The 22,509-nt window shown below is 70.2% G+C and carries 22 protein-coding genes, 1 tRNA gene and 1 pseudogene; 15 read left to right on the top strand and 9 right to left on the bottom strand.

Annotated features, from left to right (window positions below; genetic code table 11):
- The first annotated feature begins 107 nt into the window (after positions 1 to 107).
- The 3 genes from ACTWQR_RS28230 (at position 108) to ACTWQR_RS28240 (ending at position 4,734) form a co-directional block, all read left to right on the top strand.
- Positions 108 to 1,808 carry an alkaline phosphatase D family protein gene (locus ACTWQR_RS28230; protein WP_443229987.1) on the top strand — a complete coding sequence of 567 codons (1,701 nt, stop codon included), beginning with the start codon at positions 108 to 110 and terminating at the stop codon, positions 1,806 to 1,808.
- A 481-nt stretch (positions 1,809 to 2,289) separates the two neighbouring features.
- On the top strand, positions 2,290 to 4,203 hold the full coding sequence (locus ACTWQR_RS28235) for an FAD/NAD(P)-binding protein (RefSeq protein ID WP_443230041.1): 1,914 nt from the start codon (positions 2,290 to 2,292) through the stop codon (positions 4,201 to 4,203).
- Positions 4,204 to 4,287: 84 nt separating this feature from the next.
- Complete coding sequence (locus ACTWQR_RS28240) at positions 4,288 to 4,734, top strand: DoxX family protein (protein WP_443229988.1); 447 nt, start codon at positions 4,288 to 4,290, stop codon at positions 4,732 to 4,734.
- A gap of 135 nt (positions 4,735 to 4,869) precedes the next feature.
- Here ACTWQR_RS28240 and ACTWQR_RS28245 read toward each other — a convergent pair whose 3' ends face one another.
- Complete coding sequence (locus ACTWQR_RS28245; protein WP_443229989.1) at positions 4,870 to 5,502, bottom strand: superoxide dismutase family protein; 633 nt, start codon at positions 5,500 to 5,502, stop codon at positions 4,870 to 4,872.
- 263 nt (positions 5,503 to 5,765) lie between these two features.
- Between ACTWQR_RS28245 and ACTWQR_RS28250 the strand changes: the two genes are divergently transcribed.
- A complete protein-coding gene (locus ACTWQR_RS28250) occupies positions 5,766 to 6,410 on the top strand; it encodes a DedA family protein (protein ID WP_443229990.1) in 645 nt (214 codons plus the stop codon).
- Positions 6,411 to 6,424: 14 nt separating this feature from the next.
- Here ACTWQR_RS28250 and ACTWQR_RS28255 read toward each other — a convergent pair whose 3' ends face one another.
- The 4 genes from ACTWQR_RS28255 to ACTWQR_RS28270 form a co-directional block, all read right to left on the bottom strand.
- Positions 6,425 to 6,661 carry a DUF2277 domain-containing protein gene (locus tag ACTWQR_RS28255; protein ID WP_443229991.1) on the bottom strand — a complete coding sequence of 79 codons (237 nt, stop codon included), beginning with the start codon at positions 6,659 to 6,661 and terminating at the stop codon, positions 6,425 to 6,427.
- A gap of 177 nt (positions 6,662 to 6,838) precedes the next feature.
- Positions 6,839 to 6,991: a hypothetical protein gene (locus ACTWQR_RS28260; RefSeq protein ID WP_443229992.1), complete on the bottom strand. Its 153-nt coding sequence runs from the start codon at positions 6,989 to 6,991 to the stop codon at positions 6,839 to 6,841.
- 34 nt (positions 6,992 to 7,025) lie between these two features.
- Entirely contained in the window at positions 7,026 to 8,018 is a 993-nt protein-coding gene (locus ACTWQR_RS28265; protein ID WP_443230042.1) for an endonuclease/exonuclease/phosphatase family protein, read from the bottom strand.
- Positions 8,019 to 8,167: 149 nt separating this feature from the next.
- Complete coding sequence (locus ACTWQR_RS28270; RefSeq protein WP_443229993.1) at positions 8,168 to 8,803, bottom strand: M15 family metallopeptidase; 636 nt, start codon at positions 8,801 to 8,803, stop codon at positions 8,168 to 8,170.
- An 86-nt stretch (positions 8,804 to 8,889) separates the two neighbouring features.
- Between ACTWQR_RS28270 and ACTWQR_RS28275 the strand changes: the two genes are divergently transcribed.
- Together ACTWQR_RS28275 and ACTWQR_RS28280 are read left to right on the top strand one after the other, a co-directional pair.
- Positions 8,890 to 9,585 (top strand): response regulator transcription factor, encoded by a 696-nt coding sequence (locus tag ACTWQR_RS28275; RefSeq protein WP_443229994.1) that lies wholly within the window; start codon positions 8,890 to 8,892, stop codon positions 9,583 to 9,585.
- Between the two features lie 10 nt (positions 9,586 to 9,595).
- Positions 9,596 to 10,699: a sensor histidine kinase gene (locus ACTWQR_RS28280; RefSeq protein WP_443229995.1), complete on the top strand. Its 1,104-nt coding sequence runs from the start codon at positions 9,596 to 9,598 to the stop codon at positions 10,697 to 10,699.
- Positions 10,700 to 10,937: 238 nt separating this feature from the next.
- Here the strand turns inward: ACTWQR_RS28280 and ACTWQR_RS28285 are convergent, their stop codons facing one another.
- Together ACTWQR_RS28285 and ACTWQR_RS28290 are read right to left on the bottom strand one after the other, a co-directional pair.
- Positions 10,938 to 12,293, bottom strand: coding sequence for an NAD(P)/FAD-dependent oxidoreductase (locus ACTWQR_RS28285; RefSeq protein WP_443230043.1), 1,356 nt, complete (start codon positions 12,291 to 12,293; stop codon positions 10,938 to 10,940).
- Between the two features lie 257 nt (positions 12,294 to 12,550).
- A complete protein-coding gene (locus tag ACTWQR_RS28290) occupies positions 12,551 to 12,754 on the bottom strand; it encodes a hypothetical protein (RefSeq protein ID WP_443229996.1) in 204 nt (67 codons plus the stop codon).
- A gap of 261 nt (positions 12,755 to 13,015) precedes the next feature.
- Here ACTWQR_RS28290 and ACTWQR_RS28295 point away from each other — a divergent pair, with 261 nt between their 5' ends.
- The 5 genes from ACTWQR_RS28295 (at position 13,016) to ACTWQR_RS28315 (ending at position 18,123) form a co-directional block, all read left to right on the top strand.
- A complete protein-coding gene (locus ACTWQR_RS28295) occupies positions 13,016 to 13,777 on the top strand; it encodes a DeoR/GlpR family DNA-binding transcription regulator (RefSeq protein ID WP_443229997.1) in 762 nt (253 codons plus the stop codon).
- 80 nt (positions 13,778 to 13,857) lie between these two features.
- Complete coding sequence (locus tag ACTWQR_RS28300; RefSeq protein ID WP_443229998.1) at positions 13,858 to 15,213, top strand: ABC transporter substrate-binding protein; 1,356 nt, start codon at positions 13,858 to 13,860, stop codon at positions 15,211 to 15,213.
- An 80-nt stretch (positions 15,214 to 15,293) separates the two neighbouring features.
- A complete protein-coding gene (locus ACTWQR_RS28305; RefSeq protein WP_443229999.1) occupies positions 15,294 to 16,253 on the top strand; it encodes a carbohydrate ABC transporter permease in 960 nt (319 codons plus the stop codon).
- Positions 16,250 to 17,137, top strand: coding sequence for a carbohydrate ABC transporter permease (locus ACTWQR_RS28310; protein WP_443230000.1), 888 nt, complete (start codon positions 16,250 to 16,252; stop codon positions 17,135 to 17,137). Before ACTWQR_RS28305 ends, ACTWQR_RS28310 begins: the two co-directional genes overlap by 4 nt.
- Positions 17,134 to 18,123: a zinc-dependent alcohol dehydrogenase family protein gene (locus tag ACTWQR_RS28315; protein ID WP_443230001.1), complete on the top strand. Its 990-nt coding sequence runs from the start codon at positions 17,134 to 17,136 to the stop codon at positions 18,121 to 18,123. Before ACTWQR_RS28310 ends, ACTWQR_RS28315 begins: the two co-directional genes overlap by 4 nt.
- Positions 18,124 to 18,250: 127 nt before the next feature.
- On the opposite strand, the pseudogene ACTWQR_RS28320 reads toward ACTWQR_RS28315, so the two are convergent.
- Positions 18,251 to 18,511, bottom strand: a pseudogene (locus ACTWQR_RS28320) (aminoglycoside phosphotransferase); the annotation flags it as partial.
- A gap of 134 nt (positions 18,512 to 18,645) precedes the next feature.
- On the opposite strand from ACTWQR_RS28320, the gene ACTWQR_RS28325 reads away from it, so the two are divergent.
- On the top strand, positions 18,646 to 18,987 hold the full coding sequence (locus tag ACTWQR_RS28325; protein WP_443230002.1) for a hypothetical protein: 342 nt from the start codon (positions 18,646 to 18,648) through the stop codon (positions 18,985 to 18,987).
- 156 nt (positions 18,988 to 19,143) lie between these two features.
- Complete coding sequence (locus ACTWQR_RS28330) at positions 19,144 to 19,725, top strand: class I SAM-dependent methyltransferase (protein WP_443230003.1); 582 nt, start codon at positions 19,144 to 19,146, stop codon at positions 19,723 to 19,725.
- A gap of 130 nt (positions 19,726 to 19,855) precedes the next feature.
- Here the strand turns inward: ACTWQR_RS28330 and ACTWQR_RS28335 are convergent.
- Positions 19,856 to 19,930: transfer RNA gene (locus ACTWQR_RS28335), tRNA-Val, on the bottom strand.
- Between the two features lie 259 nt (positions 19,931 to 20,189).
- Between ACTWQR_RS28335 and ACTWQR_RS28340 the strand changes: the two genes are divergently transcribed.
- Positions 20,190 to 20,957 (top strand): DUF4097 family beta strand repeat-containing protein, encoded by a 768-nt coding sequence (locus ACTWQR_RS28340; RefSeq protein ID WP_443230004.1) that lies wholly within the window; start codon positions 20,190 to 20,192, stop codon positions 20,955 to 20,957.
- 74 nt (positions 20,958 to 21,031) lie between these two features.
- Entirely contained in the window at positions 21,032 to 22,450 is a 1,419-nt protein-coding gene (locus tag ACTWQR_RS28345; protein WP_443230005.1) for a hypothetical protein, read from the top strand.
- The last annotated feature ends 59 nt before the right edge of the window (positions 22,451 to 22,509 follow it).

A 22,509-nucleotide genomic window follows, 5' to 3' on the forward strand; every position in this document is an offset into this window, starting at 1 on the left:
CTTGAACAGCTGCCGAAACGGCTGCTGATCAACTGCACTGTGCACGGAACCTCCCCGCTCACCTCCGTCGTTCCGTACCGTACGGGGCGACGGAGGAGAGTGATCACGTGGCGAGACTGCGCCTGGGGCCGCTGCTGAGGTACGTAGACGGCTCGTCCGCGACCGTCTGGGTCGAGGCGAGCCGTCCGTGCACGGCCGAGGTGCGCTGTCCGGACGGCTCCGGCGGCGAGGCCCGCACCTTCCAGGTCGCGGGCCATCACTACGCGCTGGTCCCTGTCACCGGACTCACGCCGGGCACGTCCTCCCCGTACGAGGTGCTGCTGGACGGAGCGACCGTGTGGCCGCTCCCCGACGCGGGCGTTGTTGGGGGTCCCGGTGGCTTCCCGCCCTCGGTCATCCGCACTCCGGCGGACGAGCACGAGGCCGTACGGGTCGCCTTCGGCTCCTGCCGCTGGGCCGCGCCGCCCGCCGGCGAGAAGGACCCGGTGGGCCCCGACGCCCTGGACACCCTCGCGGCCCGCATCGCCGCGGACCCGGACGGCGAACGCCCCGACGTGCTGCTGCTGTTGGGCGACCAGGTGTACGCGGACGAGGTGTCCAAGGGCACGCGCCGCTGGCTGGAGGCCCGCCGCGGCCTCGACGAACCGCCGGGCGCCGAGGTCGCGGACTACGAGGAGTACACGCACCTCTACTACGAATCGTGGCTCGACCCCGAGGTCCGCTGGCTGCTCTCCACCGTGCCCAGCTGCATGATCTTCGACGATCACGACGTCATCGACGACTGGAACACCAGCGCGGCCTGGCTCACCGACATGCGGGCCACCCCCTGGTGGCGCGAGCGCGTACTGAGCGGCCTGATGTCGTACTGGGTCCACCAGCACCTCGGCAACCTCCCGCCGGACCGCCTCGCCGACGACCCGCTGTACGAGGCCGTCCGCGCCACCCCGGACGGCACGGACGCCCTCCGCGCCTTCGCCGCCGACGCCGACCACGACCCGGCCTCGGTCCGCTGGAGCTACCGCCGCGACTTCGGCCGCGTACGCCTCCTGATGGTCGACACCCGAGCGGCCCGCGTCCTCGACGAGCAGAACCGCTCGATGCTCGACCCGGAGGAAGCGACCTGGCTCCGCGAGCAGGTGCTGGAGGGCCGCGGCCCGGGCCCGACGACCACCGATCCGACCGCGCCCGTCCCCTACGACCACCTCCTCATCGGCACCTCGCTCCCCTGGCTGCTCCCTCACCTCGTGCACGACGCCGAAGGGTGGAACGCCGCGCTGTGCCGGGGAGACAGGGGCGCGCGGTGGGCGCGGTTCGGGGAGGATCTGCGGCGGCGGGCCGATCTGGAGCACTGGGCGGCGTTCCCGGCGTCGTTCGACGCGCTGGCGGAGCTGATCGCCGAGGCCGGGTCGGGGCCGGGGGCACCGGCGACGATCTGCGTACTGTCCGGGGACGTGCACCACGCGTACATCGCCGAGCCGACGTGGCCCGAGGGCTCGCCCGGGCCCGACGCCCGGGTGCTCCAGCTGACCTGCTCCCCCGTCCACAACTCGATCCCGCTCTCCATCCGGCTCGGCTTCCGCTTCGGCTGGAGCGGCATCGGCCGCGCCCTCGGCCGCCGCTTCGCCGGCCACGGCGGCTCGCCGCGCCCGCCCGTCGACTGGCGCAAGACCGGCGGCCCCTGGTTCGGCAACCAGCTCATGACGCTGACCCTGCGCGGCCGTTCGGCCCGGCTCCGACTCGACCAGGCGCGGGAGGAGCGCGGCGGAAAAGCCCGGCTGAGGACGGTCGTCGAGTCCGAGCTCAGCTGAGCGCTCCGCTGGGAGAACGGTGACGCTGTGTCGATTGCGGCTCCGCCGCGGGCGCGGGCCGGTGGGGGCTGGTCGCGCGCCGCGGCGGAGCCGCATATGTCACAGCCCCGCGCCCCTTACGGGGCGCGGTCACGACGCCGCCACGAGGGTCACGGGGGCGGCCGATTGCATACGTTTATTGCGTACGTTGCCCGTGTACCGCCCAGTTGCCCATCTACTACCTCGTTGCCCGTGATGCTCGTGACGCATCCCACAACCGGCCCGGATGATCCGCTCAAGGGCTCGGCTCCCGTGGCCCGCGACGGCATGATGAGGCGGACCGTCCGCTTCCAGTGGGTGGTTTGCTGCCCAACGCCCCACCTGTTCGGGAGTCACACCTTTGTCTGCAGCGAGCGCGGATCCGACGGAGCCGACGGAATCGACAGAGCCGACGGAGACCACCGAGTCCGCACCCTCCGCCACACCCGTAGCCTCCGTAGCCCTGGTCGGCGCGGGACCGCGCGGTACCAGCGTCCTGGAACGCCTCTGCGCCTCCGCTCCCGAACTCCTCGCACCCGGCACGCGTTTGACCGTCCACGTCGTCGACCCGTCGCCCCCAGGCCCCGGCCGTGTCTGGCGGACCGCCCAGCCGGCCGAGCTGCTGATGAACACCGTGGCCTCGCAGGTGACCCTCTTCACCGACGACAGCGTGGACTGCTCCGGCCCTATACGCCCCGGCCCGAGCCTGCACGCATGGGCAGCCGGCGAGCCGGACGGCGAGTTGGGCCCGGACGACTACCCGACCCGCGCCCAGTACGGCCGCTACCTGGAGTGGGTCTTCGCCGAGGTGGTCCGCGAGGCACCGCCCGCGATACGGGTCGAGACACACCGGGCGCGCGCGATACGCGTGGAGGACACGGCCGACGCGGCCGAGGGGATCGACACGGCCAACGGCCACCAGGCCCTCGTACTCGACAACGGCCGCACCCTCCCCGACCTGGCCGCCGTGGTCCTGGCCCAGGGTCACCTGCCGGCCGTGGCCGACCGGACGCAGCAACGCCTCTCCGCGTACGCCGACCGCCACGGCCTGCGCCACGTCCCGCCCGCCAACCCGGCCGACCTGGACCTCTCCGCCCTCGCCCCCGGCGAACCCGTCCTCCTCCGCGGCCTGGGCCTCAACTTCTTCGACCACATGGCCCTGTTGACGACCGGCCGCGGCGGCCGCTTCCTCCGCGCACCGGCCGGTCTGCGCTACCTCCCCTCGGGCCGCGAGCCCCGCCTCCTCGCCGGCTCCCGCCGCGGCATCCCGTACCAGGCCCGCGGCGACAACGCGAAGGGCCCGTACGGCCGCCACGTCCCCCTCGTCCTCACCCCGGACACCATCGCCCGCTTCCGCAAGCGCGCCGACTCCGGCGAGGCGCCCGACTTCCTCACGGAGATTTGGCCGTTGGTGGCGAAGGAGGTCGAAACGGTCTACTACGAGACATTGTTGGGACGGAATCCCAGGGTGGTCAGGGCCTTCCGTGAGCGGTTCCTCGCCCTCCCCCACCGGGATCCACAAGAAGCCCTGATCCTCGACGAGTTCGGGATCGCGGACGCCGAACGCTGGTCCTGGGACCGTATTTCGCGGCCGTACGGCGGTCGGATCTTCACCGGCCCCCGTGACTTCCGGGAGTGGCTGCTCGACCACCTCCGCGAGGACGCCGCGCAGGCCGCGCTCGGCAATGTCGACGGCCCGCTCAAGGCGGCTCTCGACGTGCTGCGCGACCTGCGCAACGAGTTGCGGCAGATCGTCGATCACGGCGGGCTCGCGGGGGCCTCGCGCCGGGAGCACCTGGACCGCTGGTACACGCCGCTCAACGCGTTCCTGTCGATCGGCCCGCCCCGGCGCCGTATCGAGGAGATGACCGCGCTGATCGAGGCGGGGGTACTGGACGTACTGGGCCCGCGGCTTGAGGTGCGGGCCGAGGGCGGGGCCTGGCTGGCGCACTCTCCCGACGTGCCCGGATCGGCCGTGACGGCGACCACGCTCATCGAGGCGCGGTTGCCGGAGCCGGATCTGCGGCGGACGGCCGACGAGTTGCTCGCCCGGCTGCTGAAGACGGGCCAGTGCCGCCCGCACACGGTAGACGGTTACGAAACCGGAGGACTGGACGTAACACAGCGCCCCTACCGTCTGATCAACCGTCAGGGAAGCGCGCACCCCCGGCGGTTCGCGGTCGGCGTGCCCACGGAAGGTGTGCACTGGGTGACTGCGGCCGGGGTCAGACCGGGTGTGGACTCGGTGACCCTGTCGGACGCCGACGCGGTGGCGCGGGCGGTTCTGCGGACGGTCGCTGCCCAGACAGAGCAGCGGTCGGAGCACGATCCGACAGCGGAACCGTGGCCAAAACTTGAACTTGAAAGCATTGGTTAGGCCGACCTAGCGTGGAGCACTCACTCGGTTCGTCCCCCCGAGCGGTCCCCCGCGGGACCGCTTCAGACCGAAGGAGCTCCCCCCATGACCGGACGCCTCAACAGCGCCCAGCCGTACGCCATCGGCCTGTTCCGCATAGTCGTCGGCTTGCTCTTCGCCTGCCACGGAGCCTCCAAGCTCTTCGGCGTCCTCGGCGGCGGCCCGGCCCTCTCGGTGGGTGCCTGGCCCGACTGGTACGCGGCCGTGATCGAGCTCGTCGGCGGCGGCCTGGTCGTGCTCGGCCTCGGCACCCGCGTCGCGGCGTTCATCTCGTCGGGCGCGATGGCCTACGCGTACTTCAAGGTCCACCAGCCGAACGCGCTGTGGCCACTCCAGAACGACGGTGAAGGCGCGGCCCTGTTCTGCTGGGCCATGTTCCTGCTGATCTTCACCGGCTCCGGCGCGCTCGGCCTCGACCGGCTCTTCGCGAGCCGCTCCTCCTCGGCCACCGAGGAGAAGCAGAAGCGCTCCTCGGAGCCAGTCGCGGCCTGACGCCCGTACCCGCACCAGACCGGCGCCCGCCCTGCGGCAATCGGGGCGGGCGCCCGCGCCCCAAAGGGGCGCGGGGAACTGCGCGACCAGCCCCAACGTACCCGCGGACTACGCACCGGCCCTCCAGCGGAGCGCTCACGCGGCCCACCCGATGAAGGGCACGGTGAAGCAAGCCAGCCGCGCGCCGTAGTTGCCCGGCTCGCTGTGCAGCACGACGGAGGCGGCCTCGCCGCCCCGGAAGTGCCAGTCGTGGTGCGCGCTCGCCGCGCCCGCGCCGTCCGCGTCGGCGGTGAAGTCGAGCCACACCTCGTTGTCGGCGTTCGCGTCGGCCGGGTCCGAGGACGGCCGGTGCTGGTAGTGCCCGCCCGAGTCGGCCGGATCGGCGCCGCACTGTTTCTGGTGCACATGCGCGCCGTACACGTGCCCCGGCGTCATCCCCGTCACCCGCAGCGTCACCGTCATGCCGCCGGGCGCCGCGCCGAGCTGAGTCACCTCGATCCACGAGCCCGCGGGCACGAGGTTCGTGTCATAGGTGACGGCCGCCGTCGGGATGGGTGAGCCGGGCGGCGCGAAGCGGCCTTCCATCCGCATCCGGTAGCCGGGCGTGTCGTCGGCGCCCACCGTGTCACCCGTGCCGCCGTCGCCGGTGGCGCGGTACTCAACGCCCGCGTCTGTCGCGCCGTAGGCACCGCCCGCGCCCGTCACGAGCACGACCGATGCCAGAGCCCCGATCACGATCCCTGATATTCCCGCTGTTCCTGCCACCATCGCCGGTTCCGCTCCTCACACCGATTGTCGGCCCCTTTCCGTTGTTACGGGACGCGGAGCCCGTCCGCTCCCTGGGAAACGGCAGCCGGGTGAACATGGCCTGGCGAACACACGAGCCCCCGTGGACCTGATGTCGGACCCGAGGCGTACGCTGTATGGCTGTCACAGGCCGCTCCTGCCGCTCCCCCGCGACATCGCGACATCGCGACATCGCTGCGTAATGGCACGGTCGGGGCCTACGGGGGAGACACAGGGGAGTAAGGGTGCTTGAGAGTGTGGGGGCGCTGTCCGGCAGCTCTTGGATCTACAGCCAATGGATCTATGCCGTGGTGGCGGTGTCGGTCCTGCTCGACGTCTTTCTGCCGGTGCTGCCCAGCGGCGTGCTGGTCATCACGGCGGCGACGGCGGCCGCGGCCGGTACGAGTGCGGCGACCGCGCACGTGCCGGACATCCTGTCGCTGACGCTCTCCGCCGCGACCGCGTCGGTCCTCGGCGACATGGTGGCGTACCGGCTGGCCTGGCGCGGCGGCGAGCGTCTGGACCGGGCCATAGCCCGCTCCCGCCGCCTGAGCGGCGCGCAGGAACGTCTCGGCGCGGCCCTCGCGCGCGGCGGCGGTGCCCTGGTCGTCCTCGCCCGTTTCGCGCCCGCCGGCCGCTCGGTCGTCTCGCTCGGCGCGGGCGCCGCCCACCGCCGGGTCCGCGAGTTCCTGCCCTGGTCGATCCTCGCGGGTCTCGCCTGGGCCGCGTACAGCGTCGCTCTCGGCTACTTCGGTGGCCAGTGGCTGGGCGCGACCTGGCTCGCCGCGGGGGTTTCGCTGGTGGCGCTGTTCGGGGCGGGCGCGGGCGCCGCGTTCCTGATGCGCCGCCCGTCTCCGGCCACGGTGCCGCAGACGGGCCCGAGCGTCTGAGGCACGGCCCCCGGTCAGCCCGCCCGACGGGCGGCAGCCGTCTGCCCCCGCACCTCGAGTCCCGCGAGCAACTCGGCCGTCGCCTCCGCGACAGCGTCGACCGCTCGGTCGAAGACTTCTCGGTTGTGGGCGGCCGGGGCACGGAAGCCGGAGATCTTGCGGACGTACTGGAGCGCGGCGGCGCGAATGTCCTCCTCGGTGGCCTCTTCGGGAAGTACGGGCGGTCGGAGAGTCTTGATGCTGCGGCACATACGTCCAGTCTCGCGCGTGCCACTGACATCGGGGCCGGAAAAACCCATCGCCTGCCGTCCGGAAACGGCGAACCCCGGCGCGAGACGCACGCGCCGGGGTTCGACCACAGGCTCAGTACCGCGTGGGGAACAGCTGGAGCTTGGCCTTGCCCCCGGAGACCGACTTCACCCAGACCTTCAGGTTGTTGAACTGGACGGTGCCGCCTTGTTGAACTGGACGGTGCCGCCCGGGCTGGTGCTGCCGGTGAGACTCCCGCCGACGGCCGACATCCTCACGGACCGGGAGCTGATGCTCGTGATCTTCAGCGTGACGCTGACGATGGCGGGCACATGTCCTGAACCGGCGAAGCTTCACCAACTGTCTTCACCAGCTGATTCCGGCCGCCACCGGTAGGTGGTCGCTGCCGGTGGCCGGCAGCACCCACGAGCTCGTCGGCTCCAGGCCGCGGACCAGGATCTGGTCGATCCGCGCCACCGGGAACCTCGCCGGCCAGCTGAAGCCGAAGCCGTCCCCGGCCGCGTCCTGGACCGAGCGCAGCTGCGCGGTGATGCCGGCGAACGCGCGGTCGTCCATGGTGCCGTTCAGGTCGCCGAGCAGCACCACCCGCTCGTTCTGCTCGGCGGCGATGGCTTTGCCGAGCGCCTGCGCGCCTCTGTCCCGCGAGTCCGTCCAAAAGCCCGCCCGCGGATTCACGCGTACGGACCCCAGGTGAGCCACATACACCGCCAGCGGACCCTGGTCCGTGGCCACCGTGGTGCGCAGCGCCCGGTTGTAGGCCATCTTGACGTCGGCCGGCTTGGTGTCCCCCAGCGGCCCGACGTCCTGCTGGATGTCGACCGGCCGGGTGTCCGACAGCGGCAGCCTGCTCCACAGCCCGACCGTGCCCTGCACGGTGTGGTGCGGGTACGCCTTGGCCAGCTCCTTCTCGTACGTGCCCCGGGCCTGCTGGGTCAGTTCCTCCAGTGCCAGCACGTCCGCACCGGAGGCGGCCAGCTCGCGGGCGGTGCCGGCCGGGTCGGGGTTGTCGGCGCCGACGTTGTGGCCGGCCACGGTGAGGTCGCCGCCCGGGTCGGACTTGTCGCTGAGCAGTCCGCCGAAGAGGTTCAACCACACCATGACCGGCAGCAGCAACGCGGCCACCGCCGAGGCGGAGCGGCGCCAGAGCGCCCCGGCCAGCAGCACCGGGATGAACAGGCCGAACCACGGCAGGAAGGTCTCCGCCAGGCTGCCGAGGTTCCAGATCCGGTTCGGGATCTGCGCGTGCAGCAGCATGAACAGGCCCAGCAGCAGTGCCAGCGCCGCGAGCACCAGGCCGCGCTTCCAGGGCCCCGGCCGGGAGCCGGTGCGGATCGCCAGGCGGATGCGCGCGCGCCAGGCCCCGGCGCCGGTATCGCGGCGGAGGCCCGCGTGCCGGGTACCGGAGCCGGTATCCCGGCGGCCGTCGCCGCCCTGTCCGGTCTCCGCCGTGTCCACCCGCGCCGTCGTCAGTTCTCGCTCAATGCCGGTCACTGCTGAATCCTCGGGTCGTGGGTGGGGTCGGCATACATGCGCGGGCAGTCCCGATCGATCGCATTGGTGCGCAGTTCGTAGTGCCAGGGTTCGTTCCTGTAGATCTGGCACAGCCCGTACTCGGCGCCATGTTCGGACAGCCACTCCGTCGCATCGGAGCGCCCGACGTCGACCGCGTCCCCCGACACGTGAGGAGACGTCGCCGCGGTGGCCACCCATCGGGCGGCCTCGTCTTCAGACCCGTACTTGGAGACCGCCTCGCGAAGAAGCTGATTCTGGTACTCCGGGGAACGCCAGCCGCTATTGACGTAGAACTCGATTCCGTCATGCGCGGCATCCGTTGCGGCCTGGCGGAAGGCCTTGAGTAAATCCGGGTCGAGGTTGGCCACAGCCGGAATCGCGTCATCGAAGATCGTCATGCCGTCGGGGACGACACCGTCAGCCTCGCCGGGTTTACCACGGTGCTCACTGCGAAGAGTATTCAAGGGTGATACTGCCGAGGAGGACGAGGACTCCGACATCTGACAGCCGAGAGCCGCGGTGATCACTGCCAGGACCACCAGCAGCGCGACGACGAGGAGCCGGCGGATCCGGCGGTTCGTTGTTCGTGCCAAAGGTGGAGTCCGAGTCATACCGCCAGTCAAGGCAGCGCTGCGTTGCCGACACGTATCCGCTTTTCGATATACCGACGATATGCGTCGGCTCGTAGCCTCGGAGCATGCGTGTGCTGATCGTCGAGGACGAACCGTATATGGCGGAAGCCATCCGCGATGGCCTGCGCCTGGAAGCGATCGCCGCTGACATCGCGGGTGACGGCGACACCGCTCTGGAACTGCTGAGCGTCCACGCCTACGACATCGCCGTCCTCGACCGCGACGTCCCCGGACCGTCCGGTGACGAGATCGCCGAACACATCGTCGCCTCGGGCAGCGGCATGCCGATCCTCATGCTCACCGCAGCCGACCGTCTCGACGACAAAGCCTCCGGGTTCGAACTCGGCGCCGACGACTACCTCACGAAGCCGTTCGAGCTCCGGGAGCTCGTGCTCAGGCTCAGAGCACTCGACCGCAGACGCGCCCACCACAGGCCACCCGTGCGGGAGATCGCAGACCTGCGCCTGGATCCGTTCCGCCGTGAGGTCTACCGCGACGGCCGATACGTCGCACTCACCCGGAAGCAGTTCGCCGTGCTCGACGTCCTCGTCGCCGCCGAAGGCGGTGTCATCAGCGCCGAAGAGCTACTGGAGCGGGCGTGGGACGAGAACGCCGATCCGTTCACCAACGCCGTGCGCATCACCGTCTCGGCACTGCGCAAACGCCTCGGAGAACCCGGGATCATCGCCACCGTGCCCGGCGTCGGCTACCGCATCGACACAGCAGCCGGCACCGGACGTGAGGGAGCGGACCGTGGATAGGAAGCCAGGGTTGAGCGTTCGCCTCAAACTCACCCTCAGCTATGCCGGGTTCCTCATGGTCGCAGGCGCCTTGCTGCTCGCGGCGGTGTGGGTGTTCCTCCTGCGTTACGTCCCCAATCGCGCGATGCTCACCAACGCCGATGAAGACACGCTCACGAATGGTGTTTTCCCCATCCGGTCCGTCCTCCTGGAAGTTTTCGCTCCGAGAGCAGCCGCAGTACTGGCGTTCCTGCTGTTTTTCGGTCTCCTGGGAGGGTGGCTCCTCGCCGGCCGCATGCTCGCCCCGCTGACCCGCATCACGGACGCCACACACATGGCCACGAAAGGATCCCTCTCCCACCGGATCCGGCTGCCGGGCCGCAGGGACGAGTTCCGCGACCTCGCCGACGTCTTCGACGGCATGCTCGAACGGCTCGAAGCGCACGTCGCCGAACAGCAGAGATTCGCGGCCAACGCCTCTCACGAGTTGCGCACCCCGCTGGCGGTCTCGAAGGCACTTCTCGAGGTGGCCCGCACCGATCCGACACACAACACCGGTGAAGTCATCGACCGCCTCCACGCCGTCAACGCCCGAGCGATCGACCTCACTGAGGCATTGCTCCTGCTCAGCCGCGCTGAACAGCGGTCCTTCAACCGAGAACAAGTCGACCTGTCTCTCCTGGCGGAAGAAGCCACCGAAACGCTCCTCCCCCTGGCAGAAAAGCGTGGCATCACCATCGATACCTCCGGCGACATCACCCCCACCGTCGGCTCACACGCGCTCCTGCTGCAGCTGACCATGAACCTCGTGCAGAACGCGATCGTCCACAACCTGCCTGAACAGGGCACCGTGTGGGTCAATACCAGCGTTCGCCCCGAGACGGTGCTGCTCACTGTCGAAAACACCGGCCAGAAGCTCGCCCCACAGCTGGTCTCGACACTCACCGAACCATTCCAGCGCGGCACCGAACGCATACACGCCGACCATGAAGGCGTCGGCCTCGGCCTCGGCCTGGCGATCGTCAAAACCATCACCCGAGCACACCACGGAACACTCACCCTCACCCCGCGCTCCGCCGGCGGGATCCGCATCACGGTGGAGCTACCCGCGATATCCCCGCACACCGACGGGTGAAGAATCAGGTAATTGATCCCGCGACCACCGCGGTAAACGGCCACCGCGGTAAATCTGCGACAAGAGAACTGAGGGCAGGGGCCTGAAATCCCCACAGATGGCGCCGTCATTATTTCGAGAATATCGAATACGAAAGTCCAGGCGCCGGCGCATGAAGCGGCGGACGGGGCCGAGACAGGTCGCCGGTCCGTTGACGCGCGGACCGGCGCGAAAGATGCCGTCGGGCTGCCAACCTCGCTCAGGCCCCCGGTTCCTCCGGTGTCGCCGGCGGCTCGGTGGGCGTCGGCGCGGGCGGACGGAAGAGGACGGCCCGGGCCACGGGCGGGGCGAACAGGGCGGTGACGGGCGCGGAGAGGGTCAGTACGGAGCGGAAGGCGCGCCCCACGACGGGGTCGCCGGGGTAGCGCTCCTGGACGCGCCGCAGATACCAGTCGGCGACGCTGTCCGCGAGCCCGACTGCGACCGCGTTGCCGATCGCGCCCGGCATCTTGCGGTCCGCTCCGGCGGAGATGTCCCACGCCTGCCGGGACGCCGCGAGGAGTGCCCGCTGCACGTGCCGCGTCGTGGGGGTCCGGCGCGGATCGGCCAGCGCGTCGCGCAGGGCGACCGCGCTCATCGCGGCGACGGCCATCCCCTGCCCGTAGATCGGGTTGAAGGTGCACAGGGCGTCACCGGTGGCGAGGAATCCGGCCGGGCGGCGGCCGGGCAGATCGTAGCGGCGCCGGACATTCGCGGTCCGCCGGTAGCCGAACGCCGGCGAGAGCGGTTCGGCCTCGTCCAGCCACCGGTGCAGGAGCGGATGCGGCAGCCTCTTGGCGTACGTCACGAACTCGTCGTCGCCCGTGGGCGGTTCGTCGCCGCGCAGCCCCGAGACGATGACCAGATGGGTGCCGTCCTCCAGCGGCAGCGCACCGCCGGCATGGACCTGTGCGGCGTCGGGGTAGACGTAGTAGCCGACGGTGTCGCCGTCGAGGACGCCGCTCCTGCCACGGTAGACGCGCGAGGCGTACGCGAGCCCGGTGTCGATGGTCTCCTCGTGCGGGGCCTCGGCCCCGATCGCCGTCAGCCACTGCGGGGCCTTCGTGCCGCAGCCGGAAGCGTCGACGACCAGGTCGGCCTCAAGGGCCCGCTGCTCCCCGCGGGCGTCGCCGGAGCGGTCCCGCAGCAGCACACCCCGCACGCGCGAGACGTCACCGAGGAGCCCGACGACTTCGGTCCCCTCCACCGCACTGATCACCGGGTTGGCGAGAACCCACCGCCGCACCCGCTCCTCGAGCTGCGCGCGGGAACCCGTGTAGATGTGCGTCGTCGCGGGCAGCCGCCGCAACCAGCGCCCGGTCTGCCACAGCACCATGTCCGACGGCATGCCCACCCGAGGCGCCCCCGCCGCCCGCAGCTCCGCCACGAAGCCCGGCAGCAGCGACTCCACGGCCACCTGGCCGCCCTCCAGCAGGACATGTGGATGCCGGCCCTGCGGTACGCCTGGCCGCGGCTTCATGCCGTCCGGGAACCGGTCGCGCTCGACGACGGTCACCCGGTCCGCGTGCCCGGCGAGGACGTGTGCCGCGAGCAGCCCCGCGAGGCTCCCGCCCACGACGACCGCATGCCGCCCGCCCCGGCCGCCGCCCTCCACGCTCCAACGGCCCGTTTCTCCGGCAGAGTTCACCGATCCGCTCCCCTGGTCGCCACGTCGCGAGAAGGCACCAGTATCCCGCTCCGCAGGTCCAGTTGACCGTGTTCCAGCCGCCCAGCGCGTCCCGGATACACCCGCCGGATCGCTCCCCCGGCCACACCGTCAGGCGCGGTACGACAGCAGGGTGTCAAGGAACTTCTGCGCGTCCGGTTCCTTGATCAGATTCCCGGGGCGGACATCGAACAGCCACAGACCCCGTCGGGCAGCACCGCCACGAAGTCCGGGATGTGCCGGCTGCGGCCCTGCCCGTGTTCGAAGTCCAGGCCGAACGGCTGCGGCAGCGCGCCTCCCACCGAATGCGCCCATAACGCGGTGCTGACCGGATTTCCACCGTCGAAATCCTGCCCCGTGTCCTGATCCATCCGGAAAAACGGGCAGCGAACGGGCACGATCCAGTCCGCGAGCAGACATCGGCTTCCCTCGCCCCGGAGTCCTCCACCGCATCAACCAGGGGCTCCGCGCTCCAGAGAACGGGCACATTCGGTCACGAACCGCCCCGCGATGAACCTGTTCAGTAACCGCAATCGCCTTGTAGAAATTGGGCCACCAGAGCCCGAACGGGCCGAGCTCCGGAAGCAGCCCACTCGGGCGCAACTTGCGGAGCCGTGAACGGAGGTGTCGCCGTGGACACCGAGGAACGAAGACGTGGAATCCTGGAAACGGCACGCCGTGACGGATCCGTTGACGTCGGAAAGCTCGCCGCCGACCTCGAGGTCTCCAAGGAGACCGTGAGGCGAGATCTGGCCCTGCTGGAGAGGCACGGACTGGTCCGGCGTACCCATGGCGGTGCCCATCCCGTGGAGAGCGCGGGCTTCGAGACCACACTCGCCTTCCGCACCACGATGCACGTCCCCGAGAAGTCCCGGATCGCGGCCGCCGCGGCCGCACTGCTCGGAGACGCCGAGACCGTCTTCATCGACGAGGGCTACACCCCGCAGCTCATCGCCGCCGCCCTCCCCCGCGACCGGCCACTGACCGTGGTCACCTCCTCGCTGACCACGGCGGGCGCCCTGTCCTCCGCCGAGAACATCACCGTGTTGCTGCTCGGCGGCCGGGTACGCGGCGGCACCCTTGCCACAGTCGACCACTGGGCCACCCGTATGCTGTCCGGCTTCGTCATCGACCTGGCGTATGTCGGCGCGAACGGCATCTCCCGCGAGTACGGACTCACCACGCCCGATCCCTCGGTCAGTGAGGTCAAGGCCCAGGTCGTCAGGACCGCCAGGCGCCGCGTGTTCTCCGGGGTCCATACGAAGTTCGGTGCCTCGAGCTTCTGCCGCTTCGCGGACGTCACGGAGTTCGAGGCGATCGTCACCGACGCCGGGCTGCCGGCCTCCGAGGCACATCGCTACTCGCTGCTGGGCCCCGAGGTCATCCGGGCCTGAGCCGCTTCATCCCCCTCCCCACCCTCGCAAAGCCGGGGGCCTGGTTCCCCATGCCCTCGAAACATCCCCTGGAGTCAGTCATGCGCGCACGAAGAATGACCCACGTCCTCATCACGGCCACCGCCGCAGGCTCGCTGCTGGCCGCATGCAGCGGGGCGGGCGGCTCCACATCCGGCGGCGGTGACGGGGAGAGCATCAATGTGCTGATGGTCGGCAACCCGCAGATGGAGGACATCGCGAAGCTGACGAAGAGCACGTTCACGAAGGACACCGGTATCAAGGTGAACTTCACGATCCTTCCCGAGAACGAGCTGCGCGACAAGGTCACCCAGGACATCGCCACCAAGGCCGGCCAGTACGACGTCGCCACCGTCGGTGCGTACGAGGTCCCTGTCTGGCACGAGAACGGCTGGCTGCACGAGCTGGGCTCGTACGCCGACAAGGACTCGTCGTTCGACAAGGGCGACCTGCTCAAGCCCATGGTGCAGTCCCTGTCGGGGGCGGACGGCAAGCTGTACGCCCTGCCGTTCTACGGCGAGTCCTCCATGCTCATGTACAACAAGGAGGTCATGGCGGAGAAGGGCATCACGGTGCCGGAGCGGCCGACCTGGCAGCAGGTCGCCGACATCGCCGCCAAGGTCGACGGTGGTCGTCCCGGGATGAAGGGGATCTGCCTGCGCGGCCTGGCCGGCTGGGGCGAGCTCGGCGCGCCGCTGACGACGATGGTCAACACCTTCGGCGGCACCTGGTTCACCAAGGACTGGAAGGCACAGGTCAACAGCGGTGGCTTCAAGAAGGCGACCAACTTCTATGTCGACCTGGTGAAGAAGCACGGTGAGGCGGGCGCCCCGCAGGCCGGCTTCACCGAGTGCCTCAACGCGATGAGCCAGGGCAAGGTCGCGATGTGGTACGACGCGACCAGCGCGGCCGGGTCACTGGAGGACGCCAAGTCCAGCAAGATCGCCGGCAAGGTCGGCTACGCCTACGCACCGACCGTCGAGACCAAGAGCAGTGGCTGGCTGTGGACTTGGGCCTGGGCCATGCCCAAGACCACGAAGAAGGCCGACGCCGCCTCGCAGTTCATGCTGTGGGCCTCCAGCAAGAAGTACGAGCAGCTGGTCGGCGAGGAGCTCGGCTGGGCGCGGGTTCCCTCCGGCAAGCGAGCCAGCACCTACGAGATCCCCGAGTACAAGACGGCCGCCGCGGCCTTCGGTGACATCACCCTGAACTCCATACAGGAGGCCGACCCCACCAACCCGGGCGTCCAGCCCAGGCCCACGGTGGGCGTCCAGTTCGTGGCCATCCCCGAGTTCCAGGACCTCGGGACCAAGGTGACCCAGGAGATCTCCGCCGCCATCGCCGGCAAGACCAGCGTGGACAAGGCGCTCGACAACGGCCAGAAGCTCGCCGAGGAAGTCGCGAAGAACTACAAGTGACCTCCGCTGCCCGGCCGGCCCTCCGGCCGGCCGGGCGCCGCTTCCCCCTACCCGGCCGTCATTGGCGGAGGAAAGTTCCCATGACCACGCTCACCGCTCCCCCCAGGACAGCTCCACCACCCGTCCGTCCGCGGACGCCCTCGGGCATCGGCAAGTGGCGGCGGCGCATCCCGCTGCTGCCGGCGCTGATCTTCGTCGTCATCGTCACGCAGCTGCCCTTCGTGGCCACGTTGATCATCTCCACCTTCCAGTGGAACATCCTCAAGCCGGGAGAACGGCACTTCACCGGCCTGTCCAACTACGCGTTCGTCTTCACCGACGACCGGCTGCGCGCGGCGGTGCTCAACACCGTCATCCTCACCGCATCGGTGGTGCTCATCAGCGTGGTCCTCGGACTGGGTCTGGCGATGCTGCTCGACCGCCGGTTCGCCGGCCGCGGCCTGGCCCGCACCCTGCTCATCGCCCCGTTCCTCGTCATGCCGGTCGCCGCCGCGCTGCTGTGGAAGCACGCCATCTACAACCCCGACTACGGACTGCTCAACGGCACCTTGAACGCCGTATACCGGTTGTTCGGCGCGGACAACGGCCCCACCGTCGACTGGATCTCCTCCTACCCCATGCCGGCCGTCGTGCTCTCGCTGGTCTGGCAGTGGACCCCGTTCATGATGCTGATCCTCCTGGCCGGCCTCCAGGCGCAGCCCGGCGACGTCCTGGAGGCGGCCCGCGTCGACGGGGCCTCGGCCATGGCGACCTTCCGCCACATCACCCTGCCGCACCTGCGCCAGTACCTCGAGCTGGGCATCCTGCTCGGCACGATCTACGTCGTACAGACCTTCGACGCCGTCTACACCATCACCCAGGGCGGCCCCGGCTCCCAGACCACCAACCTGCCCTACGAGATCTACCTGACCATGTTCCGCAAGTACGAGTACGGCGAGGCGGCCGCCGCCGGCGTGATCGTCGTACTCGGCTCGATCGTGATCGCGACCTTCGCGCTGCGCACCATCGCGTCGCTGTTCCGCGAGGAGGTATCCCGATGACCGCTCACACAGCAGTCACCGCCCCCGGGGCGAGACTCAAGAAGCTCCTCCGCCGCCACGACGACCCCACCGGTACGCCCCGGCTGTCTCCCCTGTGGACCTTCGTCGCCTGGCTCGCCACGCTGGCGTTCTTCGCGCCGGTGGCCTGGATGGTTCTCACCTCCTTCCACCAGGAGGCCGACGCCGCGACCAACCCGCCGACCCCCTTCGCCCCGCTCACCCTCGACCAATACGAGCTGCTGTTCAGCCGGGACATCACCCCCTTCCTCCTCAACTCGGCCATGGCCAGCATCCTTTCGACACTGCTGGTGCTCGCCCTGGCGGTGCCGACGGCCTACGCGCTGTCCATCAAGCCGGTCGAGAAGTGGACCGACGTGATGTTCTTCTTCCTCTCCACCAAGTTCCTGCCCGCGATCGCGGCCCTGCTGCCGGTCTACCTGATCGTCAAAGAGGTCGGGATGCTGGACAACGTGTGGACGCTGGTCGTCCTCTACACCGCCATGAACCTCCCGATCGCGGTGTGGATGATGCGCTCGTTCCTCGCCGAGGTCCCCAAGGAGATCCTGGAAGCGGCCGAGATGGACGGCGCGGGCCTGCTCACCGTGCTGTGGCGGGTCGTCGCACCGGTCGCCATGCCCGGACTCGCCGCCACCTCGCTGATCTGCTTCATCTTCAGCTGGAACGAGTTCATGTTCGCCGTCAACCTCACCGCCACCCAGGCGTCCACCGCACCGGTGTTCCTCGTCGGCTTCATCACCAACGAGGGCCTCTTCCTGGCCCGGCTGTGCGCCGCGGCCGTGCTGGTCTCCCTGCCGGTCCTCATCGCCGGTTTCGCCGCCCAGGACAAACTCGTCCGCGGCCTCTCCCTAGGAGCAGTCAAGTGAAAGCCGCTGTCATCGAGGCCCCCGGCAAGGTCACCGTCACCACCGTGCCCGACCCCACTCCCGGGCCGCGCGAGGTCGTGGTCGACGTGGCGGCCTGCGGGCTGTGCGGGACCGATCTCCACATTCTGCAGGGCGAGTTCGCACCGACCCTGCCGGTCGTGCCGGGGCACGAGTTCGCCGGGGAGGTCGTGGGCCTCGGCAGCGAGGTCACCGAACTCGCGCTCGGCGACCGGGTCGCCGTGGACCCCTCCCTGTATTGCAACGAGTGCCGCTACTGCAGGGCCGGACGCAACAACCTCTGCGACCGGTGGCAGGCGATCGGAGTGACCGTGGCCGGTGGCGCCGCCGAGTACGCCGTGGCGCCCGTCGCCAACTGCGTACGGCTGCCCGACCACGTGGACGTCCAGGACGCGGCCCTGATCGAGCCGCTGTCCTGCGCCGTGCGCGGCTACGACGTGCTCAACAGCAGGCTCGGCTCCCATGTGCTGATCTACGGCAGCGGGACGATGGGCCTGATGATGCTGGAGCTGGCCAAGCGCACCGGAGCCGCCTCGGTCGATATCGTCGACGTCAATCCCGAGCGGCTGACGACGGCGAAGAAGCTGGGCTGCTCCCAGGCGGCGCTCTCGGCCGACGAGTTGGGGCGGCCGACCGGCTGGGACGTGGTGGTCGACGCGACCGGCAACGCCGCCGCCATCCAGGACGGCCTGGAACGGGTCGCCAAAGCCGGGACGTTCCTGCAGTTCGGGGTCTCCGACTACGCGACGACGGCCACCATCTCGCCGTACCGCATCTACAACCAGGAGATCACCATCACCGGGTCCATGGCGGTGCTGCACAGCTACGAACGCGCGGCGGAGCTGTTCGCCACCGGGGTGCTCGATCCCCAGGTCTTCATCAGCCACCGGATGCCGCTGACGGAGTACCCGCAGGCACTGGACCAGTTCGCCGCCGGCCAGGGACGCAAAATCGTCGTACTGCCCTGACCCGGCCCGCACGATGCGCCCGTCGGCGGCACACGGCAGCGATGTGGAGGCCGGAGAAAGCCCCGGCGGGCAAGGTGACCGCATGGAAACCGGCGGGAGGACGACGACCACACGGTTGCGCGCGTGATCAGTGGCCGGCCGTCGCGATGAGGCGTCGCAGCGCGGCGTGGGCGGGTGAGCCCCAGCTGGGCTTGCCGCCGGGGCGGCCGTGGACGCCGGCGTCTCCGATGAAGACGCAGGCGAGGGCGCGCAGCACCGCCCAGCCGCGGGCGCGACGCAAGGTCGCGGCGTCCGGGGCCGGCTGGTAGGCCCCGTGGAAGCGGTCGGCGGCGCCGTCCGGCAGCAGGATCCAAGCGGCGGCGAGGTCGAATGCCGGGTTGCCGGGCAGCGGCCCGCCGCTCGTGACGCCCAGCACCAGCCGCTGAGCACACGAGCGGCCGACCGAAGCGCTCAGTCACACACGTTCGCGTGAAGTCCCCAAGGAACTCGCATCCCAAAATCGAACAGGCGTACCATTGCCGCGTGGCTGCGACCTATGACTTCCCGAGTGACCTCCTGGCCGGTCAGGAGGAGCTGCATCAGGTACGGGCCGAGCTTCTGGCCCTCCTGAAGCGGCTCCCCTGGTCGGTCGAGCCCCTGGACGGCTTCAGTGACGAGCACGGCTGGCGCAAGGTGGAACGCCCCGCGTCCCCCGGCTGGACCGCCGACGAACAGGCCGAGGTGGAGAAGCTCCGCCGACGAGAGCGAGAGCTGGCGGTCTTCGTGACCTGCCACCGCTTCTGGTCGGAGGTCACGACAGCGGACAAGGTGGACGCACGGATGAACCTGAAGCACGCCCAGGAGACGGAGCAGGGCTCCGCGTAGGGTCCGCAGAACGCGAAGACCCTCGGCCGAGATCGACGGTGGTCCTCGTTCCGGAGTGGGCGCGGATGGCTTCGAACCGGCGGCATCCGTCCCGCGGCCCTGGCTCCGGCCTCCCCCTCTGGTGCCTGCCGCCGGGCCCGGGTACGGTCCGCCCGCATGGCCTTGAGTTACAACGATCACTACCACCCGCTGCTGTTGAAGCAGGTGCCGTACGGAGCAAGAACGGTCCTGGACGTCGGGTGCGGCACGGGGCGGTTCGCACGGCTGCTCGCGAGGCAGGGACTGGACGTCGAGGCGGTGGACGCCGACGCGGACGTCATCGAGGCGGCGCGAGCCGCCGGGGGCGGCCCCCGGTACCGTCAGGCCGACGTGCGCCAGGCCCAATTACCCGACTCGCACTACGACTTCATCTCGTGCATCGCCAGTCTCCACCACGTGCCGTTCGACACGGTGCTGACCTTGCGGAAGGCCCTCGCCCCGGGCGGCGTTCTGGCGGTGCTGGGGCTCTATCCGATCAGGACGGCGACCGACTTGGCGTGGGCTCTCCCGGCGCTGTCCCTCCTCAGGGCGAACCAACTACTGGAGAGGCGCCGTCCCGGCCCGTCCGTTCAGGCTCCGATCGCCTGGCCGCCTCCGCTGACGTACGCCGAAACCCGCGCCGAATCCGCCCGCCTCCTGCCCGGCTCGACCCTGCGCCGCCTGCTGTTCTGGCGGTACCTGTTGATATACCGGGCCTAGAGAGGCAGGGCCCTCCACGTGGGCTTCCTGGCGCGTCAGTGGCTCGATGCCATTCAACGACCGAGAAAGACCAAGGCCCAGGTCTCCGGGTTGCCACCGGCTGACCTGGGCCTTTCTCACGTCCTGGAACTGGTGGGCGCGGACGGTTTCGAACCGCCGACATCCGCCTTGTAAGGGCGGCGCTCTACCACTGAGCTACGCGCCCAGGACGAGTCGACAGCCTACATTGCCCGGAGGACTGCCCGGCAAACCCGTATCCGCCCCCGGCTTCTGATTCCGGCCCCCGGTTCCGGCTGCCCGTTCCGGGCTCCAGCCCCGGTCGCCGGTCCCGCGCGATGCGGGGGTATGCCCTACCCCCGATCCGGGAGCGGCCCGGATCCCCCGGCGGGCCCCGGCTCCGTACGGTCGAAGAACGTCCCAGCCACCGTACGGCCGAGGGCGTCCACAGCCAGGGGGAGTCCGCCATGACCAGTCGTATCCGCCGTTCCGCCGTCCTCGCCGGGGCAGGTGTCGTCGCCGTCAGTCTGTTCGCCGTGGGATGCGGCGCCAGTGCCGGGGACGATGAGGAACCCGAGCGGCGTTCGTTCGCGCTCAGTGGCCGCACACTGACCGTCGACTCCGATGACTCCGCGCTCGAACTGGTCGCCGCGGACGTCGACAAGGTCGAGGTGACGCGGTGGTTCGAGGGCAGTGTCGTCGTCGGGGAGGACCCCGAGGTGACCTGGGGGATGAAGGGCGACACGCTCAAGCTCAGGATGAACTGCTCGGGCGTGGTCGCCGACTGCTCGGCCAAGCACCGCATCGAGGTGCCGCGCGGCGTCGCGGTCACCGTGAAGGACGGCGACGGCAGCGTGCGGGCCCGGGGCTTCGAGGAAGCTCTCAGCATCCGGTCGGGCGACGGTTCCCTCCGCGTGGAGGACACGAGCGGGCCGCTGACCCTGCGTACCGGCGACGGCTCGGTCACCGCGACCGGCGTCGACTCCCGGCAGGTGGACGTGAACACGGGGGACGGGTCGGTGCGGCTGGAGCTCGCCGCCGTGCCGGACCGGGTCGAGGCGCGGGGGCAGGACGGCTCCCTCACCATCGATTTGCCGGACGACGCGACGTACCGCGTCACCGCCGGTACCGCGGACGGATCCGTGGATGTGTCCGTACCCCGTGACGAGCGCAGCAGGCATGTGGTGTCGGCCCACACTCAGGATGGGAAAGTCACGGTGCGTACCGCGAACTAACCGGCCCGTGTGTTCGTCCTTACCTGGTGGGAGAATGACACCGGGCAGGGTGGATGACAGCACGGGAGAGGGAAGTGACGGCGACACCTTCGCAGCCGTACACGCCGTTTGTGCCACGGGCACAGCAACTACCTCGCCCCCGTGCCGGGTTCAGGGTCACGGGGGCGCGTGGTGTTGCCCGTGACCTGCTGACTCTCGTCCTGCTGCCGCTTCCGTTGCTCGCCCTGACGCTGCCCGCCGCGTTCGCCGGCGGCGGCACGCGGCGTTGGTTCGGCGGGCGCTCCGAGAGCCAGCGGGCCGAGGCGCAGGCGGCCAAGGACGCCGCGGCGGCCGCGTTCTACGAGCTGGACACGGCACAGCGCGATCTGCGGATCTCGATCGAGACCATCACGGCCGTCGACGACTCCCCCGCGGCCCGGCGCGCGGTCTCCGGCTTCGAGACGCTCGGCCGCCGCATCGACGAGGCCAGCAGTACGTACATCAACGCGGTCGACGCCCACGACCTCGACCGCGACGATCTGGAAGCCTCCGTCGCCGCCCACGCGCGCACCGAGCTGGCCAAGGCCAAGGACGAGCTGGACCGGGTCAAGAAGGAGCTGGACCGCTTCGAGGAGGGGCTCGGCCCGCTGCTCGGCAAGGCCGAGACCCAGCTGGCCCGGCTCGCCCCGGCCGTCGAACGCGCCCGCCAGGCCCTGCTCGCCGCGTCGAACGCCCTCGATGCCGTACGGGGATCGGGGCTCAAGGCCGACGATCTCGCCGCCCGTCTCGCCGCACTCGGCCCCGAGCTGACCAAGCTCAACCAGGGCGCCGGGCAGCACGGCGTGCCGGAGACGCTCGAGCGTGCCGACCGGGTCGCGCGGGACGCCGAGGCGGTGCGCGCGGAGGCCGAGCGGCTGCCGGAGCGGGCCGCCGAGATCGACCGCCGTCTCGTGTCGCTGCGTACGCGCGCGCAGGCGCTCACCACTCGCTCCGGGCAGGTGGATCCGGTGCTGAGCGAGTTGCGGCGCCGGTTCACGGCCGCGTGCTGGCAGGACCTGCAGCACGTACCGGACCAGGCCGAGGAGACCGTACGGCAGGCCGAGCGGAAGCTGGCCGAGGCTCGGACGGCCCGCGACGAGCAGCGCTGGGCGGACGCCACGTCGCTGCTGTCCACGGTGCGGGCGTTGCTGAACACGACAGACGAGGCCGTGTCCGCGGCCGGAGATCGGCTGCGGCGGCTGAACGAGGTGTCGAAGGACCCGCAGCGGGAGATCGACCGTACGCGGTTCGCGATCCGGGATGCGCAGCGGCTGGCGATGGCCGGGCGCAATACACCCGACCCGCGGCACGCCCGGCCCCTCGATGACTCGGTGGCTCGGCTGGAGCGGGCGATCGGCACGCTGGACGGGCGTCACCCGGATTATTGGCACTTCCTCACCGAGACCGAAGCGGTGCGGGGGACTGTGGCTCGGGTGGTTTCGCAGATCCGTGAGGAGCGTGGGGGCGGGGCGTGAGGGGTAGTTCTTGCGTCTGCGGGTCGTGGGGGCTGATCGCTCCCCCACTCTCGGCTTCT

This window comes from Streptomyces sp. 2A115 (assembly GCF_052245575.1).
In the GTDB taxonomy this organism is placed as follows: Bacteria; Actinomycetota; Actinomycetes; order Streptomycetales; family Streptomycetaceae; genus Streptomyces.